The sequence below is a fragment of the Micromonospora sp. CNZ297 genome (assembly GCF_007827625.1).
Map to the genome: position 1 here is coordinate 52,303 of NZ_VISU01000008.1, position 17,168 is coordinate 69,470.

Here is a 17,168-nt window from a genome sequence, read left to right on the forward strand (position 1 = left end):
CCTGGCGACGAGTGCCGGGGGGTATGGCGCACCTCACGACATGGGCTGTGGCATGATGGCCGACTTCCGGTGAACGCCATGTCACGCAGCGCCACCGCTGGCATCGACCGTCACCCATCCCCTATCTCACCACGATCGTTCCGGCCCCGCAGGACGGGTTCCGGCCGTGGGCTGTGACCAAGCTCAAGGACCTCCGGCCCTGCCCAGGTCGTCCCCGGTGCGACAGCGTTGACCTGTGCTTCACGGCGGCGAAACGTCCGCCCGGAAGCATCGTCGTCGGGCACACTCGACGGCGGCGGCTGCCGACCGTCGCCAACGATCTCGTATGGGGTGACCATGAGCGCCAACGGGCCGACCCAGACCATCGGCTTGACCACCATCTCCCGTACCGTCGCCTCCCTCGCCGTCGGCGTGGTGGACACGCTCGAACGCGCGGTCGCCGGCGACGGCCGGACGCGTACCGCCCGCGGCAACGCCTGGGAGGCGGTCTGCGCCGACCGGGCCCGCGCCGCCCAGCGCCGCGAGCTGGAGCGGCTGGTGGCCGAGCTGGCCGCCGCGCGGGCCGCGGCCCGGCAGCGGCGCGACGCCCGCGAGGCGCAGCCGGTCAGCTGACCGTCGGGTCCTCGCCCCGGTCCAGCGCGTCCCACGCGTCCCGGGTGCCACGCTCGACGGCCGGCCGGCCGGGCTCGTCCGCCGGGGCGGACCGCCGCTCGTACCGGGCGCCCATCGCCGGCCAGCCGTCGCCGCGCAGCGCGGTGAACGCGCCGCCGGCCGCCAGCGCCAGGCCGCCGGCCAGCACCAGCGCAGGCCACTGCCGGCTCACCCCGGCCTCGGTCAGGCCGATCCCGCCGCCGACCGTCACGGCCACGCCGACACCGGCCAGCAGCACGCCCAGCAGCCGGCGCAGCCGGCCCCGGGTGGCGAGCACCGCGCCACCGCCGGCGAGTCCCACGTAGGTCAGCGCCAGCACCCAGGGCAGCAGGTCCGTGCCGGTGCGCTCGGCCCGCCCGGACGGCAGCGACCCCCGGGCGGTCACCTCCACCGCCCAGGTCCGGGTCACCGCCCAGCAGGCCAGGCCCGCGCCGGCCAGGCAGAGCAGCACCGCGTACGCGAGTTCGCGCCGGCCGCGGGCCGCCGGCGCGGTGGTGCCGGGCGCGCTCACCGGGCCGCCCGCAGCGTCTCGGCGGCCGCGATGGCGGCGAGGACGGCGGCGGCCTTGCTCCGCGTCTCCTGGTCCTCGGCGGCGGGGTCGGAATCGGCCACGATCCCGGCGCCGGCCTGCACGTACGCGCGGCCGTCGCGAATCAGCGCGGTCCGGATCGCGATGGCCATGTCCAGGTCGCCGCCGAAGGCGAAGTAGCCGACGGTGCCGCCGTAGACGCCGCGCCGCACCGGCTCCAGCTCCTCGATGATCTCCATGGCGCGCACCTTGGGCGCGCCGCTGAGCGTCCCGGCCGGGAACGTCGCGGCCAGCGCGTCGAACGCGGTGCGGTCGTCGCGCAGCTCGCCGACGACAGTGGAGACGATGTGCATGACGTGGCTGTACCGCTCGATGGTGGCGAACTCGGGCACCTCGACGGTGCCCGGCCGGCACACCCGGCCCAGGTCGTTGCGGCCCAGGTCGACGAGCATCACGTGCTCGGCGCGTTCCTTGGGGTCGGCGAGCAGCTCGGCGGCGAGCTTCGCGTCGCCGTCCGGGGAGCCGCCGCGCGGCCGGGTGCCGGCGATGGGGTGCAGCAGCGCCCGCCGCCGCCCGTCCGGCCCGGCGCTGACCTTGAGGTGCGCCTCGGGGGACGACCCGACGATGTCGAAGCCGTCGAAGCGCAGCAGGTACATGTACGGGCTGGGGTTCGTGGTGCGCAGCACCCGGTAGACGTCGAGCGGGTCGGCGTCGGTGGGGCGCTCGAAGCGCTGGCTGAGCACGATCTGGAAGCACTCGCCGGCCCGGATCGCCTCCTTGGCCGCCTCCACCGCCTCCGGGTAGCCGCCCTCCGGGGTGCGGCTGACCACGTCACCGACGCCGGGCCGGCCGACTGTCGAGACCATGGGCGGAATCGGTCGGGACAACGCTGTGGTCATCGCGTCGAGGCGGCCGACGGCGTGGTGGTACGCGGCCTCGACCCGCTCCGCCCGGCCGGGGTCGTCCAGCGGCGGCAGCACCGCGTTGGCGACCAGGATCGCGGACCCCTCGTAGTGGTCGAGGACCACCAGGTCGGTCGCGAGCATCATGCCCAGCTCGGGCACGTCCAGCTCGTCCTCGGTCAGCTCGGGCAGGCGCTCGAAGCGGCGGACCAGGTCGTACCCGAGGTAGCCGACCAGGCCGCCGGTCAGCGGCGGCATGTCACCGGCCGGATCCCAGCCCGGCCCGGCGAGCGCGGCGACTGTCTCGCGCAGCACGGTGACCGGGTCGCCGCCGGTGGGCACGCCCGCGGGTGGCGTGCCGGTCCAGCTCGCCGCGCCGTCGCGCTCGGTGAGCGTGGCGCTGCTGCGGACGCCGATGAACGAGTAGCGCGACCAGGCCGTGCCGGCCGAGCCGACGCCCTGCTCGGCGGACTCGAGCAGGAACGTGCCGGGGCCGCCGGCCAGCTTGCGGTAGACCCCGACCGGCGTCTCCGCGTCGGCGAGCAGCCGCCGGGTCACCGGCACGACCCGCCAGCGGGCGGCCAGGTCGGCGAAGGTGGTCCGGTCCGGGCTGACCGTGCCGTCGGTCACGGGGTCGCCTCCGGGGAGCTGACCGGCAGTTCGGTGAAGAAGCAGGTGCGCTGCCCGGTGTGGCAGGCCGCGCCGACCTGCTCCACGCTGACCAGCAGCGCGTCGCCGTCGCAGTCGAGCGCCACCGAGCGGACGTACTGGTGGTTGCCCGAGGTGGCGCCCTTGACCCAGTACTCGCTGCGGCTGCGCGACCAGTAGGTGGCCCGGCCGGTGGTGAGCGTGCGGTGCAGCGCCTCGTCGTCCATCCAGGCGACCATCAGCACCTCGCCCGAGTCGTGGGCGCGGACCACGGCGGCGACCAGGCCGTCCGGGGTGCGGCGGAGCTTGGCCGCGACGGCCGGGTCGAGCCGGGACGGACGGGCCGGTCCGGGAGCGGGGGCGCCGGTCAGCGGCGCGTCAGGGGCGGGCACGGTTGACCATTCTCCCGCACGCGGCCCGGGCACCGCCGACGTGTCCCGGGAGGCGGGCGTCACCGTCCCCAGCGCCCGGCCCAACCGGCCGAGGTAGCGGTCCACCCGGCCGTCGACCAGCGCCTCGGCCAGGTCCGCCCCGTGGGTGGCGGCGATCTCGTCCGCGTACGGGCGGATCAGCGGCAGGATGCCGGTGACCAGCCGTCCGGCGGCGGCGCCGACCTCGGCCGGGTCACCGGCGCGCAGCCCGAGGCAGAGCAGCATGTCGTGGCGGTAGCCGGGCGGGGCGACCGGCAGGTCCAGCGCGGCGGTCAGGGCGGCCCGCCGGGACACCACGCGCACGCTCGGGTTGGCCGGCCGCAGCACCGAGGGGCAGAGCCGGGCCAGGTCGGCCGCGGCGAGCCGGACCCCGACCGGGTCGTCGGCCACACGAGCCGCGGCGACCTTGCCCAGCGTCGCGATCAGCTCCTCCAGGCGCGGCTCGTCGGCGGGCTGGCAGAGCACCGGCAGGTCGATCCGGCGGCGCCATTCCGGTACGGCCCACAGCAGCCGGGCGGGCGCGGTGACCGGGAGGCCGAACGCCCAGTCGGCGGGCTGGCCCAGCCGGCGCACCCACGAGCGGACGTCACGGGCGGCCACCGACACGTGCACGAGGCGACCGGCGAACTCGGTCAGGTACGCCCGCCGGGCCGCGTACGGCGTGCCGCGGCGGGACGCTGCCTGCCGGGCGCCCGTGCCGGCGGTCCGTCCGTCGTCGGCGACCACGAGCACGTCCACGTCCACGTCGCTGTGCTCGGTGGCGGCCCGCCGGGCATGGCTGCCGCGCAGCATGATCCCGACGACCGGCCGGTCGGCGGCCTGCCGCAGGCGGGCGGCCCAGTCGTCGAGGAACGCGGTGTCGGGCAACTGCGCTGGACCCACGGCGTCATGGTGCCGAAATCCGATCTTCACCGCAATGACCGTTGCCGGACCCACTGTCCGCCACTGGGGCGTTCAGCCTGATTCCTCCTCGGCCCGGCGGTACGCGTCGATCTTGTGTTCGAGGACCTTCAGGTCCTCCTCCAGCTCGGCCATCCGGGCCAGCACGCGGGCCCGGTGCGCCTCGAACAGCGCCCGCCGCGCGCCGAGCGTGCTGTCCCCGTGCCGGGCCAGTTCGGCGTAGCGGCGCATGTCGCGAACCGGCATCCCGGTGCGCCGCAGCCGGGTGAGCAGGAACAGCCAGTTGACGTCGGACTCGGTGTAGCGCCGGCGGCCCGACGAGTCCCGCCCGACGCGGCCCACCAGGCCCTCCTGCTCGTACCAGCGCAGCGTGTAGGTGGTCAGGCCGACCCGTTCCGCCGCCTCACCCACGGTGAGGCTCATCTCCCGCGTGCTGATGTCCACGCCCTCCAGGCTTCCAGTTCGAGCGCACTCGAAGTCAAGTCCCTCATTGCCAGGCGCACGCAATTCACCTACCGTTGAGTTCAACGGGTGATGAATTGATGGAGGCGAGCATGGACGACGCGGTGTCGGTCCGCGAGCTGGTGGTCGACCGGGGCGGGCGGCGGGTGCTGCACGGCATCAGCTGCGAGGTGCCCCGGGGCACGGTGACCGGGCTGCTCGGGCCCAGCGGCAGCGGCAAGACCACGCTGATGCGCGCGGTGGTCGGCGTGCAGACGGTCGGCTCCGGCACCGTCGACGTGCTCGGCCGCCCGGCCGGCTCGGCCGACCTGCGCCGCCGGGTGGGCTACCTGACCCAGGCCCCGAGCGTCTACGCCGACCTGACGGTGCGGGAGAACGCCCGCTACTTCGCGGTGCTCCAGGGCCGGGGCCGCGCCGAGGCCGACCGCGCGGTGGCCGACGTAGGCCTCGCCGAGGCGGCCGACCAGCTCGTCGGCACGCTCTCCGGCGGCCAGCGCAGCCGCGCCTCGCTCGCCTGCGCGCTCGTCGGCGAACCCGAGCTGGTGATCCTCGACGAACCGACAGTCGGCCAGGACCCGGTGCTGCGGGCCGACCTGTGGGCCCGGTTCCACGCCATGGCCGCGAACGGCACCACGCTGCTGGTCTCCAGCCACGTGATGGACGAGGCCGCCCGCTGCGACCGGCTGCTGCTGATCCGCGAGGGACGGCTGGTCGCCGACGACACCCCGGCCGCGGTCCGCGCCGCCACCGGGACCGACGACCTGGAGGAGGCGTTCCTGCGCCTGATCCGCGACGCCGAGGGAGAGGCGCGATGAACGGACGGATCCTGGCCGCCACCACCGGGCGCATCCTGCGCCAGCTCCGGCACGACCGGCGGACCGTGGCGCTGCTCGTGGTGGTGCCGTCGGTGCTGCTCACGCTCGTCTACTTCATGTACGTCGACCAGCCCGCCCCGCCCGGCGGGCCCAGTACGTTCGACCGGGTGGCCCTGATCATGCTGGGCTTCTTCCCGTTCATCATCATGTTCCTGGTGACCAGCATCGCCATGCTCCGCGAGCGCACCACGGGCACGCTGGAGCGCCTGCTCACCACGCCGCTGGGCAAGCTCGACCTGCTGTTCGGCTACGGCATCGCGTTCGGCCTGGCCGGGGTGCTCCAGTCCACTGTGGCCTCGGTCGTCGCGTACCGGGTGTTCGGGCTGGAGACCGCGGGCAGCGCGTGGCTGGTCGTGCTGATCGCCGGGGTGAACGCGGTGCTCGCGGTGGCGCTCGGGCTGTTCTGCTCGGCGTTCGCCCGCACCGAGTTCCAGGCGGTCCAGTTCATGCCGGTGGTGGTGGCGCCGCAACTGCTGCTGTGCGGCCTGTTCGTGCCGCGCGGCGAGATGGCCGGCTGGCTCCAGGCGGTCAGCGACGTGCTGCCGCTGTCGTACGCGGTCGAGGCGTTGCAGGAGGTCGGCGCGCACGCCGAACCGACCGGGACGATGTGGCGGGACCTGGCGATCGTGGCCGGGGCGGCGGTGGCGGCGCTGGTGCTGGCCGCCGCGACGCTGCGCCGGCGCAGCGGGTGAACGCGCGGCGCACCGGGCGGCGGCCCGGCACTCCGGACACCCGCGAGGCCATCCTCGCCGCGGCGCGGGAGGCGTTCGCCGAACGCGGCTTCGACGCCGCGTCGATCCGGGCCATCGCCGCCGCGGCCGGCGTGGACCCGGCGCTCGTGCACCACTACTTCGGCGGCAAGGAGGAGCTGTTCCGGGCCGCGACGGCGTTCCCGGCCGACCCGGGACGGCTGCTGCCGGCGGTGCTCGCCGGCGGCCCGGACGCGCTCGGCGAGCGGATGGTCCGGGTGTTCCTGGAGGTCTGGGACTCCCCCACCGGCACGGCGGCGGTGGCGCTGCTGCGGTCGGCGGTGAGCAACGACTGGACCGCGCGCCTGCTGCGCGAGTTCCTGGTCACGCAGGTGCTGCGCCGGGTGCTCGACCAGCTCGACGTCGACCCGGCGCAGCGCGCGCTGCGCGGTGGGCTGGTCGCCACGCAGCTCGCCGGGCTGGCCATGATGCGGTACGTGCTCCGCCTCGACGCGGTCGCCACCGCCGAGCCGGCGACGCTGGTGGCAGCCATCGGCCCGACGGTCCAGCGTTACCTCACCGGCGACATCACCTGAGCCGGCCCGGCCGACGGCTCCGACGGCCGGGACCGCGCTGCCCGGGCAGCCGGGCCGGCGCTGCTCAGGCGGCGGCCCGGGGGCAGAGCATCGGGTGCAGCAGGCGGGACAGCTCCGCCACGTCGGCGACGGGCCGGGGGAAGGCCAGCCGGGCCCGCCGGGTCGCGCCGGGCCGCCCGTGCGCGACCAGCAGCCCGTACCTGTCGATCCGGACCACCTGCGGCGTCTGGTCGCCGGGCAGGTCCAGCCGCCGCCGCAGGTAGTCGCCGACCTGCTCGGCGTGGTGGTCGGCCAGGTCGGCGAGGAGGTCGGCCTCGACCGGGTGCAGCGGGTCCGGCTCGGCCTCCGCGTACGCCTCCGGGTCGACCCGGCGCACGCGCCCGGCGCGTTCCCAGCGGGCCTCGGCCACCTCGAAGCGGTGCAGGTGGAAGCGGCTGCCCACGTCGAGCAGGTCGCCGACAGGGTCGGTGGCGGCGAAGTCGACTGCAGCGTCGCGCGCCTCGTCCCCGTCCAGCCGCTCGGCCCAGCCGGACACCCAGGCCCGGCCGAGCGAGGGCGCCCCGGCCGCCGGCGGCAGGTCGAGCACGTCGAGCACGGTGGCCACGTCGGTGTCGCCCGCCGGCGGCACGAGCGCCGCGGCGAGGTCACTGACCACGGGTACGAGCAGCAGCACCCGCCCGTCGGGGTCGACGGCGTGCCGGACCTGGTGCGGGCCGGGGTGCCGGGACAGGTGGACGAGGGCGGGCAACCGGCCCGCGACAAGGGTTCGCACGATCTCCGCCGGGCTGGGCCGCATGATCCCGACCTCCTCAACATAGGTTAGGCTTACCTAAGAAGCAGGCTAGACGATCGGAGACGTCGACGTGAACCACCCCCGGCCCAAGGCCCGGCTCTCCCGCGCCCTCGGTATCCCGCTGACCCGCAAGTGCGTGCGGTACTTCGAGCGGCGCCCCTATCCCCCGGGTGTGCACGGCCGGTCCCGCCGCACCACCTCCGACTACCAGGTGCGGCTGCTGGAGAAGCAGCGGCTGCGCCACCAGTACAACGTCAGCGAGGCCCAGCTGCGCCGCCTGTTCGACGAGGCCGCCCGGGGCGCCGGCAAGACCGGCGAGACGCTCGTCGCGCTGCTGGAGCGACGCCTCGACGCGGTGGTGCTGCGGGCCGGGCTGGCGCGCAGCATCTACCAGGCCCGCCAGCTCGTCGCGCACGGCCACATCACCGTCGACGGGCGCAAGGTCGACCGGCCGTCGTACCGGCTGCGGCCCGGCCAGGTGGTCGGCGTACGCGAGCGCAGCCGCGCGCTGCCGCCGTTCCAGCTCGCCGCCGCCGGCGCGCACGCCGACGCGCAGCCCCGGCCGTACCTGTCGGCGCAGCCGGCCGAACTGCGCGCCACGCTGGTGCGCGAACCCGCCCGGCACGAGGTGCCGGTGGTGTGCGACGAGCAGTTGGTGGTGGAGTTCTACTCCCGCTGACCGCCGCTTCCGAGCAGACCCGCCAAGGTCAGCGGGTCTGCTCCAGCCAGGACGCGTACAGCAGGGCGTACACCGAGTCGGCGTCGCGGACCAGTTCCTCGTGCGGGCCGCGCTGCACGATGCGGCCCCGGTCCACCACGATCACCTCGTCCGCCGCCTGCGCGGTGGACAGCCGGTGCGCGATGGCGAGCGTGGTCCGGCCCCGGGTCACCGCGTCGAGCGTCCGTTGCAGGCGGACCTCGGTGGCCGGGTCGACGGCGCTCGTCGCCTCGTCCAGCACCAGCAGGTCCGGGTCCGCGACGTACGCCCGGGCCAGCGCCACGAGCTGCCGCTCGCCGACGCTCAACGCCTCCCCGCGCTCACCGACCGGTGTGTCCAGCCCGGACGGCAGGCCGTCCAGCCAGTCGGAGAGGCCCAGCTCGGCGAAGGCGGCGGTGAGTCGCTCGTCGGTCAGGTCGGGGCGGGCGAAGCGGACGTTCTCCCCGACCGTGGCGTCGAACAGGAAGCCGTCCTGCGGCACCATCACCACCCGGGAGCGCAGCGAGTCGAAGCGCACCTGCCGCAGGTCGACCCCGGAGAGCAGGACCTGCCCCTCGGTGGGGTCCATCAGCCGGGTGAGCAGCTTGGCGAAGGTGGTCTTGCCGCTTCCGGTCTCGCCCACCACCGCCACCCGGCTCTTGGCCGGGATGTCCAGCGTCACGTCGTGCAGCACCGGGGGCCCGCCCGGATAGGCGAACGTGACACCGGCGAAGCGGGCGTCCAGCGGCCCGGGTGGCAGCTCCCGCCCCTGCCCGCCCGGGTCGGCGACGTCCGGGGAGACGTCCAGCACGTCCAGCACCCGGCGCCAGCCGGCGATCGCGTTCTGCGCCTCGTTGAGCACCTCGGTGGCGATCTGCACCGGCTGGATGAACAGCGTGACCAGGAACAGGAACGCGGTGAGCTGGCCGACCGTCAGCGTGCCGTCGACGCCCAGGCTGACCCCGACCACCACCACGCCCGCCAGCGCCAGGCCGGCGGCCAGCTCCCCCACCGAGCTGCCCATGATGCTGATCCGGATCGCCCGCTGCTGGGCCACCCGCTGCCTGTCGATGGCCGTGTCCAGCCGCCGCGCGGTGCGCCCGGCGATGCCGTACGCCCGGATCACCGGCGCGCCCACCACGCTCTCGCCGATCGCGCCGAGCAGCGTGCCGGTGCGCTGCCGCACCAGCCCGTACGCACCGGCGAGGCGGCGCTGCAACTGCCGGATCACCAGCACCGCGGGCGCGAACGCGACGAGCACCACGAGCGTCAGCTGCCAGGAGTACGCGAGCATCACGGCGGTGGTCACCAGCAACTGGCCCAGGTTGACGATGAGGATCACGCCGCCCCACTGGAGGAACTGGGTGATCTGGTCGACGTCGCTGGTGACCCGGGAGACGAGCGACCCGCGCCGCTCGGACTGCTGGTGCAGCATGGACAGGTCGTGCACGTGCCGGAACGCCCGGGTGCGCACACCGGCCAGCGCGGTCTCGCTCACCGTGAACAACCGGCGCATCATCAGGTATCCGCAGGCGGTGGTGACCACCAGCACGCCGGCGGTGATCGCCACGGTCAGCGAGATGACGTTCAGGTCGAGGCCGCCGACGATGCCGTGGTCGATGCCGCGCTGCACCGCCACCGGCACGGCCACCCGGCCGACCATGTAGACCAGCGCCAGCGCCAGCGTGCCGGCGAGGCCGGTGCGCAGCTCCGGGGAGAGCGCCAGCCCGCGCCGCAGCGTCCGCCAGGTCGACTCGGTGGCCTCGGTGGTCTCGCCCGTGGTCGTACTCACCGGGCCCGCCGTTCGTTCGCGACTGCGGGGCTCCGCTCCGCTGCACTCCTCGCGCTCACCGGTCCACCTCCAGGCCCGAGGTCAACGGCGTGACCTCGTCGTACGTCCGATTCTGCTCGCGTTCCTGCTCGGCCTGCTCGTACGCGGTGACGAGGTCGGCGTAGCCGGGCACGGTGGACAGCAGCTCGGTGTGGGTGCCGCGGGCGACCACCCGGCCCTGCTCCACGTAGATCACCTCGTCGGCGAGCGCGATGGTGGCCCGGCGGTACGCCACCACCAGGATCGACGCCGGGGCGCCGTCGGCGGGCGCGCGCAGCCCGGCCAGGATGGCCGCCTCGACCCGCGGGTCGACAGCGCTCGTGGCGTCGTCGAGCACCAGCAGCCGGGGTCGCCCGGCGAGCGCCCGGGCCAGCGTCAGCCGCTGGCGCTGGCCGCCGGACAGCGACGTGCCCCGCTCGCCGACCATGGTGTCCAGCCCGTCCGGCAGCGCGGCCACGAAGCCGTCCGCCTCGGCCAGCCGCAGCGCCGCCCAGACCTCGTCGTCGCCGATGCCGGCCCGGTCGAGAGCGATGTTGGCCCGGACCGTGTCGTCGAAGACGAACGGCACCTGCGCCACGAGCGCCGCCGTGGCCGCCAGCGAGGCGGCGGTCAGCTCCCGCACGTCCACGCCGTCCAGCGTGACCCGGCCGGCGCCCGGGTCCACCAGGCGCACGGCGAGCGACGCGATCGTCGACTTGCCCGCGCCGGTTGGGCCGACCAGGGCGACCGTCTTCCCGGCCGGGACTGTGAACGTCACCTCGCCGAGCACCTGCGCGCCGGGCAGGTGCGCCTCGGCCGGCTCGTACGCGAAGTGCACGTCGTCGAAGGCGAGCGTGGCCGGCTCGTGGGTGGCCGGGTCGAGCGTCGTCGTGCCGTACGGCATCTCGCCGGTCGCGTCGAGCACCCGGCGGACCCGGTCCCACCCGGCGACGCTGCGCGGCAGCTCGGCCAGCACCCAGCCGATGGCGCGTACCGGGAAGGCCAGCACGGTGAACAGGAACGCGACGCTGACCAGCTCGGTCACGGTGATCGCGCCCTCGCGCAGCCGCAGCGCGCCGACCACCAGCACAGCGAGCGTGCCGAGGCTGGGCAACGTCTCCAGCATCGGGTCGAACACGCCACGCAGCCGGCCGACCGAGATCAGCGCGTCGCGCAGCTCACCGGCGCGGGAGGCGAAGCGGGCCGTCTCCTGGGCCTCGCGGCCCATCGTCTTGACCACGAGCGCGCCGTCGAAGCTCTCGTGCGCGATGCCGCTGACCTCGGCCCGCAGCCGCTGCGCCCGGGCCTGCCGGGGCGCCATCCGGCGGGAGTAGACCACGTTGAGCGCGAACAGCGCCGGGAACACGGCGAGGCCGACCAGGGCCAGCGCCCAGTCGGTGAAGAACAGTGAGGCCACCGCGCCGACGAGCATCACCAGCGTGCCGACCGCGAACGGCAGCGGCGCGATCGGGTACCAGGCCGCCTCCACGTCGGAGTTGGCGTTCGACAGCAGCGTGCCGGTGGAGTTGCGGTGGTGCCAGGCCAGCGGCAGTTCCAGGTAGCGGCGGGTGACCCGGCGGCGGTAGGCGGCCTGGAGCCGGTACTGCATGTAACCGGCGCCGAGCCGGCGGCCGAAGATGCCGACGACACGCAGCACGCTGATGCCGAACAGCGCCGTCGCGGCGAGCGCCAGCGCCCCGCGGGCCACCTCGCCGCGCTCCACGGCCGGCACGACGACGTCGCCGACCACCCCGCCGACCACGTACGCGCTGGCGATCACCAGGAGGCCGAACAGCACGCTGCCGCTGACCGCGACCGCGAAGATCCGTGGCTGTTCCCGGATGGCCCGGCCGAGCACCCGTAGCCCTCTGCCGAGCACGTCCCGACTTGTCCCGCTCGCCACGCTCTCCCCCGCCGTAAGCCGCAGTTTTCTCCCCCATCCTTACCGCTCGCCGCCCGTCCCGCCGACCCGGCCGGGATATGTCCGCCGTCACGTTCCCGCCGGAGCTGGGCCGACGGTGACCGGAGGCGGTCCGGCGGCGTGGTCGCGCCGGGCGTGGCGCGCCGATCAGCCGGGACCGGCCTACGATCGGGCCATGCCGCGGTACGCCCGAGCGGAGCGCGAGGCGCTCGCCGACCTGATGCTGGAAGTGGGACCGGACGCACCGACTGTGAACGAGGGGTGGACCACTCGTGACCTGGCGGCGCACCTGCTGGTGCGGGAGCGCCGGCCGGACGCGGCGGGCGGGATCCTGCTGCCGCCGCTGCGCGGCTACGGCGAGTCGGTCCGTCGGCGGATCGCCGCCGGGCCGTACGCCGACCTGATCGCCCGGGTACGCCGTCCCCCGGTGTGGAGCCCGGTGAGCAACCCGCTCACCGACGAGCTGGCGAACGGGATGGAGTTCTTCATCCACCACGAGGACGTGCGGCGCGCCCGTCCGGGCTGGCATCCGCGCGACCTGCCGGCCGGGCAGCAGGCGGTGCTGTGGAAGCGGGTCGCGCTGCTGGCCCGGATGGCACTGCGGCGGTTCCCGGCCGAGGTGCTGGTGCAGGCGCCGGGCTACGGCGAGCTGCGGGCCGGCGGCGGCGGCGAACGGCTGCGCCTGGTCGGTGCGCCGGGCGAGCTCGTCCTGTTCCTCACCGGACGGCAGCGGGTGGCCCGGGTCCAGGTGGACGGTCCGGCCGACCGCGCCGAGCGCCTGCGCACCGCCGAGCTGGGACTCTGACCGAGGGTGTGTAGCCGGTCGCTCGCTCACTGTGGAAAGTGGACGGACCGGCTTCGATAACGGTTACGTCCTCCCGTACGCTCCTGCGCACCGGCCCGACCCCGCGGGGCGGCGGACAGGGGACGACGACGATGCGCGACTTCGCCCTCTCGGCACTGCACGAGCCACCCTTTCCCTCCCGGCGCCACCCCGCCGTCGACCAGACGGCCGCGGAGAGCGCGGCCTGGGTACGCGACTTCGGCCTGGTGGAGGACCAGTCCGGGCGCCGGCGGCTGGCCGGGGCGCACGCCGCGGAGCTGGCCGCTCGCGCCTGCCCCGAGGCGTCGCCGTCCGGATTGCGCCTGCTCACCGACCTGATCAACTGGCTGTTCGTGGTGGACGACGCCTGCGACGACGACGGGCTCGGCGCGACGCCCACGCTGCTGGCGCCCACGCTGGCCGCGCTGCTGGCGGTGCTCGACCGGCACGGCGACCCGGAGGCGCCCGCACCGGCCGACGGCGGGCCGATCGCCCTGGCGCTGCACGACCTGTGCCGGCGGGCCCGCGACCGGGGCCGGCCGGCCCACCTGCTGCGCCTGGTCAGCCAGTTGCGGGAGTACCTGCTGGCGCTGCTCTGGGAGGCCGCCAACCGGGAACGCCGGCGGGTGCCGGGGGTGGCCGAGTACACGCAGATGCGCCGCCACACCGGCGGGGTGCGCCCCAGTTTCACTGTGACCGACCTGGCCCGCCCGTCCGCGCCCCGCGCCGACCAGCGGGTCGCGCCGGCGCTCACCGTGCTGGACGCCCTCGCCACCGACCTGATCTGCTGGTGCAACGACCTGTTCTCCTACGGCAAGGAGCGGGGCGCCACCCCGGAGGCGCACAACCTGGTCACCACGATCGCGGGCGAGACCGGGCAGGACGAGTCGGCGGCGCTGTACGCGGCGGCGGACCGGTTCAACAAGACCCTCGCCACGTACGCGGAGCGGGACGCGGCGCTGAGCGCCGTGGCCGACGAGGGGATGCGGGTCTTCCTGGACACCCGCCGGGACTGGATCAGGGCCACCTACGACTGGTCCCGCGCGGCCAGCCGGTATGCCTGAGCGGTTCCAGCAGGCGGGACCGCCGACGACTCGACCGATCGGGGCTAGCCGCTGGCCGGGTGCAGGCAATACCCTTCGGTAACCGCAGACCGGCGTGACCCCCGTCACGTCCCTCCACCCCTGAAGGCGGCTACAGCGATGGCTCTCGATGTACCGTACCGTTCCGTACCGGACATGTTCCTCAAGCGCGTGGCGGACTCCCCCGACCGGCACGCCTTCGCCCACCCCGCCCCCGACGACTCGGGCCCGGTCTGGCTGACGTGGGAGCAGGTCGGGCAGCGCGCCAAGGCGATCGCCGCCGGGCTGCACGGGCTCGGTGTCGGCCTGGAGAACCCGGTCGCGATCCTGGCCAACACGCGCCTGGACTGGGTGCTCGCCGACTTCGGCATCATGTGCGCCGGCGGGGCCACCACCACCGTCTACCCCACCACCGAACCCGACGACGCGGTCTACATCATCGCCGACTCCGGCTCGAAGGTGCTGTTCGCGGAGAACCCGGCCCAGGCGGCGAAGATCGCCGGGGCCGACCTGCCCGCACTGACCCACGTGGTGCTCTTCGACGGCACGCCCGACCCGGCGGCGGCCGTCCCGCAGCTCACCCTGGCCGAGCTGGAGGAGCGCGGCGCCGCGGCGCTGAGCGCCGAGCCGGACCTGATCGACATGCTCGTCGCCGGCATCGGCCCGGACCACCTGGCCACGCTGATCTACACCTCGGGCACCACCGGCCGCCCGAAGGGCGTGGAGCTGCTGCACGGCGGCTGGTGCTGGGAGGGCGTGGCGCAGGCCGAGCTGGGCCTGCTGCGCGTCGACGACCTGCAGTACCTGTGGCTGCCGCTGTCCCACTCCTTCGGCAAGACGCTGCTCTGCGGCGCCACCCACGTCGGCCTGCCCACGTACGTCGACGGCCGGGTGGACAAGCTCGTCGACCTGCTGGGCGTGGTGCAGCCGACGCTGATGTGCGGCGCGCCCCGGGTCTTCGAGAAGGTCTACAACAAGGCGGTCACCACCGCGCAGGGCGCGGGCGGCGCCAAGGCCAAGATCTTCGCCTGGGGCGTCGGGGTCGGCAAGGAGAAGGTCGCGCTGGAGCAGGCCGGCAAGCCGGTCCCGGCCGGGCTGCGGATGAAGTACGCGCTGGCCGAGAAGCTCGTGTTCAGCAAGCTCCAGGCCCGGCTGGGCGGCCGGATGCGGGTGCTGGTCTCCGGCGCGGCGCCGCTGAGCAAGGAGATCGCCACCTTCTTCGCCGCCGCCAACCTGCCCATCTCGGAGGGCTACGGCCTGACCGAGACCAGCGCGGGCGCGTTCGTGAACCCGCCCGGCGGGCTGAAGATCGGCAGCGTGGGCCGGGCCATGGGCGACCTGGAGTGCCGGATCGACACCGACGGCGAGGTCCTGATGCGGGGCAAGCCGGTCATGCGGGGCTACCACAACCTGCCCGAGGAGACCGCCGCCGCGTTCACCGAGGACGGCTTCTTCCGCACCGGCGACATCGGCACGCTCGACGACGACGGCTACCTGCGCATCACCGACCGCAAGAAGGATCTGGTCAAGACGTCCGGCGGCAAGTACGTCGCGCCGTCGCACATCGAGGGCATGTTCAAGGCGGTGTGCCCGTACACCTCGCAGGCCGTGGTGATCGGGCAGGCGCGCAACTACTGCACCATGCTCGTCACGCTGGACCCGGACGCGATCAAGGGCTGGGCCGCCGGCACGCCGCTGGAGGGCAGCGACTACACCACGATCGTCACCTCCCCGCAGGCACGGGAGATGGTCGAGGGATACGTCGCCGAGCTGAACGCCAAGCTCAACCGCTGGGAGACGATCAAGAAGGTGACGATCCTCCCCCGTGACCTCACCATCGAGGACGGCGAGGTCACGCCGTCGCTGAAGATCAAGCGCCGCAGCGTGGAGACGAACTTCGCCTCCGAGATCGACAAGATGTACGAGGGCACGCTCGCCGAGCTGTAGCCCGCACCGCCACACCGTCGCGCCGGCCGTGCCCCACCGTCCCGGGGCACGGCCGCGCGCCGTTCACAGGTGCTGCTGCCGCCAGCGGCTCTGCTCGGCCTCGGCGGCGATCTGCTCCTCCAGCGCGAGCTCGCGTACCCGGCGCCGGTGGCCGTCCTCGGAGCGTGTCTCCCAGGTGATGCCCGCGCCGGTGACGACTGCCAGCACACCGAGCGCGACCAGCTCCGGGATGCGGAAGACGAACGGGCCGACCACGGCCAGCGCCACCACCGCGGCCAGCAACGGCCAGTGCACCTCGCGCAGCGCGAGCCACCAGCACCCGGCGAGGCTGAGCAGGTACAGACCCACCCCGCCGAACAGGATCGCGCCCCAGAAGTCGCCCAGCGGCAGCCCCCAGGTGGGCGTGGCCGGGTCGGCGGCCTCGGCCAGCAGGTCCTTGAGGCCGAGCGCGTAGAGGATGGTCCCGGCGACCATCGGCAGGTGCATGAACGTGTACACGTCCCGGGTGAGCCGGACTCGGGTGGCCTCGTCCCGGGCGTGGTGCAGCGCCTGTTCCAGCGCGAAGGCGAGCGTGTCGAAGTACGCCCACCACAGCGCCGCGACGACCGCGATGCCGAGCAGCGCCGACACCGCCACCGGCCCGGTCAGCGGCAGCCCGTGTTTCGGGCCGAACCCGAGCGCGATGATCGACTCGCCGAGCGCGACCAGCACGATCAGCGCGTGCCGTTCGGCCCAGTGCCCGGCCGAGACCACCACCCACCACTGGCGGGCGAGCGTCACCCCGCCGACGTACTCGACGAGCAGCGCCAGCGTCCAGAGCGCCAGTTGCAGCGGGATCGCGAACCGCTCCTGCGGCAGCCGCGTCGGCACGGTTCCGGCGATGACCAGCAGCACCGTGGCGGCGGCCGGGAACGCGGCGCGCAGCAGCAATCGGCGGCGCCGGACCGGGTCGGCGCGGTCCACCCAGCCGAAGACCGTGAGCTGGGCCATCCGGATCACGAAGTAGCAGCCGGCGAAGACCAGCGGGCCGGGCAGCCCGCCGGGGAGGTCCTCGAACGCACTGGGCTCGCTGAGCACCAGCATGAACGTCGCCGCCACGGTGACGAAGCCGACCAGCGGCAGCACGCCCTGGTCGGCGCGGAAGAAGTTGCCCATCCGGGCGAAGCCGGTCCACGACCACCAGAGCAGCGCCAGCACCAGCAGGAAGCGGTAGAGGTTGGCCGGTGTGAGCTCCGAGGCGGTGAGCGTGGTGACGTTCAGGAACGCGAAGACGAAGACCAGGTCGTAGAAGAGCTCGAGCCGGGTGGTCCGGGAGCCAGGCGCGCTGCGCCGCACCCTCCACGACCACCGGACTCCCCTCCCGTTCCCCACCCGGGCAGTCTGCGGGCGCCGGCCGGTCCGGAGCCGTGCTT

General features: G+C 74.4%; 16 protein-coding genes and 1 pseudogene. 8 read left to right on the top strand and 9 right to left on the bottom strand.

Annotated features, from left to right (window positions below):
* Positions 1-336: 336 nt before the first annotated feature.
* Entirely contained in the window at positions 337-612 is a 276-nt protein-coding gene (locus FB454_RS16375; protein ID WP_013287554.1) for a hypothetical protein, read from the top strand.
* Here FB454_RS16375 and FB454_RS16380 read toward each other — a convergent pair.
* The 5 genes and pseudogenes from FB454_RS16380 to FB454_RS16395 all read right to left on the bottom strand — a co-directional run bounded on the left by FB454_RS16380 (position 605) and on the right by FB454_RS16395 (position 4,505).
* Entirely contained in the window at positions 605-1,162 is a 558-nt protein-coding gene (locus FB454_RS16380; RefSeq protein WP_013287555.1) for a Trp biosynthesis-associated membrane protein, read from the bottom strand. The two genes, FB454_RS16375 and FB454_RS16380, sit on opposite strands and share 8 nt — an antisense overlap.
* The gene (locus FB454_RS16385; protein ID WP_145823154.1) at positions 1,159-2,712 is read right to left on the bottom strand and encodes an anthranilate synthase component I; all 1,554 of its coding nucleotides are present in this window, start codon (positions 2,710-2,712) and stop codon (positions 1,159-1,161) included. The genes FB454_RS16380 and FB454_RS16385 overlap by 4 nt, the downstream gene beginning before the upstream one ends.
* Positions 2,709-3,122: a phosphoribosyl-AMP cyclohydrolase gene (gene hisI / locus FB454_RS35400; RefSeq protein WP_145823182.1), complete on the bottom strand. Its 414-nt coding sequence runs from the start codon at positions 3,120-3,122 to the stop codon at positions 2,709-2,711. Before hisI ends, FB454_RS16385 begins: the two co-directional genes overlap by 4 nt.
* A 189-nt stretch (positions 3,123-3,311) precedes the next feature.
* Positions 3,312-3,953: pseudogene (locus FB454_RS35405) on the bottom strand (phosphoribosyl-AMP cyclohydrolase); the annotation flags it as partial.
* A gap of 162 nt (positions 3,954-4,115) precedes the next feature.
* Entirely contained in the window at positions 4,116-4,505 is a 390-nt protein-coding gene (locus FB454_RS16395) for a MerR family transcriptional regulator (RefSeq protein ID WP_013287558.1), read from the bottom strand.
* A 110-nt stretch (positions 4,506-4,615) separates the two neighbouring features.
* Between FB454_RS16395 and FB454_RS16400 the strand changes: the two genes are divergently transcribed.
* From FB454_RS16400 to FB454_RS16410, 3 genes are read left to right on the top strand one after another with little or no spacing between them, the layout of a single operon-like run.
* Positions 4,616-5,338 carry an ABC transporter ATP-binding protein gene (locus FB454_RS16400; RefSeq protein ID WP_013287559.1) on the top strand — a complete coding sequence of 241 codons (723 nt, stop codon included), beginning with the start codon at positions 4,616-4,618 and terminating at the stop codon, positions 5,336-5,338.
* Positions 5,335-6,090 (top strand): ABC transporter permease, encoded by a 756-nt coding sequence (locus FB454_RS16405; RefSeq protein WP_013287560.1) that lies wholly within the window; start codon positions 5,335-5,337, stop codon positions 6,088-6,090. Before FB454_RS16400 ends, FB454_RS16405 begins: the two co-directional genes overlap by 4 nt.
* Complete coding sequence (locus FB454_RS16410) at positions 6,087-6,683, top strand: TetR/AcrR family transcriptional regulator (RefSeq protein WP_013475814.1); 597 nt, start codon at positions 6,087-6,089, stop codon at positions 6,681-6,683. Before FB454_RS16405 ends, FB454_RS16410 begins: the two co-directional genes overlap by 4 nt.
* A gap of 64 nt (positions 6,684-6,747) precedes the next feature.
* Here FB454_RS16410 and FB454_RS16415 read toward each other — a convergent pair whose 3' ends face one another.
* Complete coding sequence (locus FB454_RS16415) at positions 6,748-7,479, bottom strand: DUF2470 domain-containing protein (RefSeq protein WP_145823155.1); 732 nt, start codon at positions 7,477-7,479, stop codon at positions 6,748-6,750.
* Positions 7,480-7,546: 67 nt separating this feature from the next.
* Here FB454_RS16415 and rpsD point away from each other — a divergent pair, with 67 nt between their 5' ends.
* Entirely contained in the window at positions 7,547-8,155 is a 609-nt protein-coding gene (rpsD, locus tag FB454_RS16420) for a 30S ribosomal protein S4 (protein ID WP_047892216.1), read from the top strand.
* 28 nt (positions 8,156-8,183) lie between these two features.
* On the opposite strand, the gene FB454_RS16425 is transcribed toward rpsD, so the two are convergent.
* On the bottom strand, positions 8,184-9,965 hold the full coding sequence (locus FB454_RS16425; protein ID WP_145823156.1) for an ABC transporter ATP-binding protein: 1,782 nt from the start codon (positions 9,963-9,965) through the stop codon (positions 8,184-8,186).
* A 55-nt stretch (positions 9,966-10,020) separates the two neighbouring features.
* Positions 10,021-11,886, bottom strand: a complete 1,866-nt coding sequence (locus tag FB454_RS16430) for an ABC transporter ATP-binding protein (RefSeq protein WP_186461607.1) — start codon at positions 11,884-11,886, stop codon at positions 10,021-10,023.
* 193 nt (positions 11,887-12,079) lie between these two features.
* Here FB454_RS16430 and FB454_RS16435 point away from each other — a divergent pair, with 193 nt between their 5' ends.
* The 3 genes from FB454_RS16435 (at position 12,080) to FB454_RS16445 (ending at position 15,756) form a co-directional block, all read left to right on the top strand.
* Complete coding sequence (locus FB454_RS16435) at positions 12,080-12,709, top strand: TIGR03085 family metal-binding protein (protein ID WP_071098337.1); 630 nt, start codon at positions 12,080-12,082, stop codon at positions 12,707-12,709.
* A 131-nt stretch (positions 12,710-12,840) separates the two neighbouring features.
* Positions 12,841-13,791 carry a terpene synthase family protein gene (locus FB454_RS16440; RefSeq protein ID WP_145751845.1) on the top strand — a complete coding sequence of 317 codons (951 nt, stop codon included), beginning with the start codon at positions 12,841-12,843 and terminating at the stop codon, positions 13,789-13,791.
* Positions 13,792-13,929: 138 nt separating this feature from the next.
* Positions 13,930-15,756 carry an AMP-dependent synthetase/ligase gene (locus FB454_RS16445; RefSeq protein WP_128137452.1) on the top strand — a complete coding sequence of 609 codons (1,827 nt, stop codon included), beginning with the start codon at positions 13,930-13,932 and terminating at the stop codon, positions 15,754-15,756.
* A gap of 63 nt (positions 15,757-15,819) precedes the next feature.
* Here the strand turns inward: FB454_RS16445 and FB454_RS16450 are convergent, their stop codons facing one another.
* Positions 15,820-17,091, bottom strand: a complete 1,272-nt coding sequence (locus tag FB454_RS16450) for a low temperature requirement protein A (RefSeq protein ID WP_145751842.1) — start codon at positions 17,089-17,091, stop codon at positions 15,820-15,822.
* Positions 17,092-17,168: the final 77 nt, after the last annotated feature.

What these genes read in the sequence shown, in the direction of transcription:
- FB454_RS16400 (WP_013287559.1), top strand. Translation starts at nt 4,616, where the DNA reads ATGGACGACGCGGTGTCGGTCCGCGAGCTGGTGGTCGACCGGGGCGGG.
- FB454_RS16440 (WP_145751845.1), top strand. Translation starts at nt 12,841, where the DNA reads ATGCGCGACTTCGCCCTCTCGGCACTGCACGAGCCACCCTTTCCCTCC.
- FB454_RS16405 (WP_013287560.1), top strand. Translation starts at nt 5,335, where the DNA reads ATGAACGGACGGATCCTGGCCGCCACCACCGGGCGCATCCTGCGCCAG.
- FB454_RS16375 (WP_013287554.1), top strand. Translation starts at nt 337, where the DNA reads ATGAGCGCCAACGGGCCGACCCAGACCATCGGCTTGACCACCATCTCC.
- FB454_RS16415 (WP_145823155.1), bottom strand. Translation starts at nt 7,479, where the DNA reads ATGCGGCCCAGCCCGGCGGAGATCGTGCGAACCCTTGTCGCGGGCCGG.
- FB454_RS16435 (WP_071098337.1), top strand. Translation starts at nt 12,080, where the DNA reads ATGCCGCGGTACGCCCGAGCGGAGCGCGAGGCGCTCGCCGACCTGATG.
- FB454_RS16445 (WP_128137452.1), top strand. Translation starts at nt 13,930, where the DNA reads ATGGCTCTCGATGTACCGTACCGTTCCGTACCGGACATGTTCCTCAAG.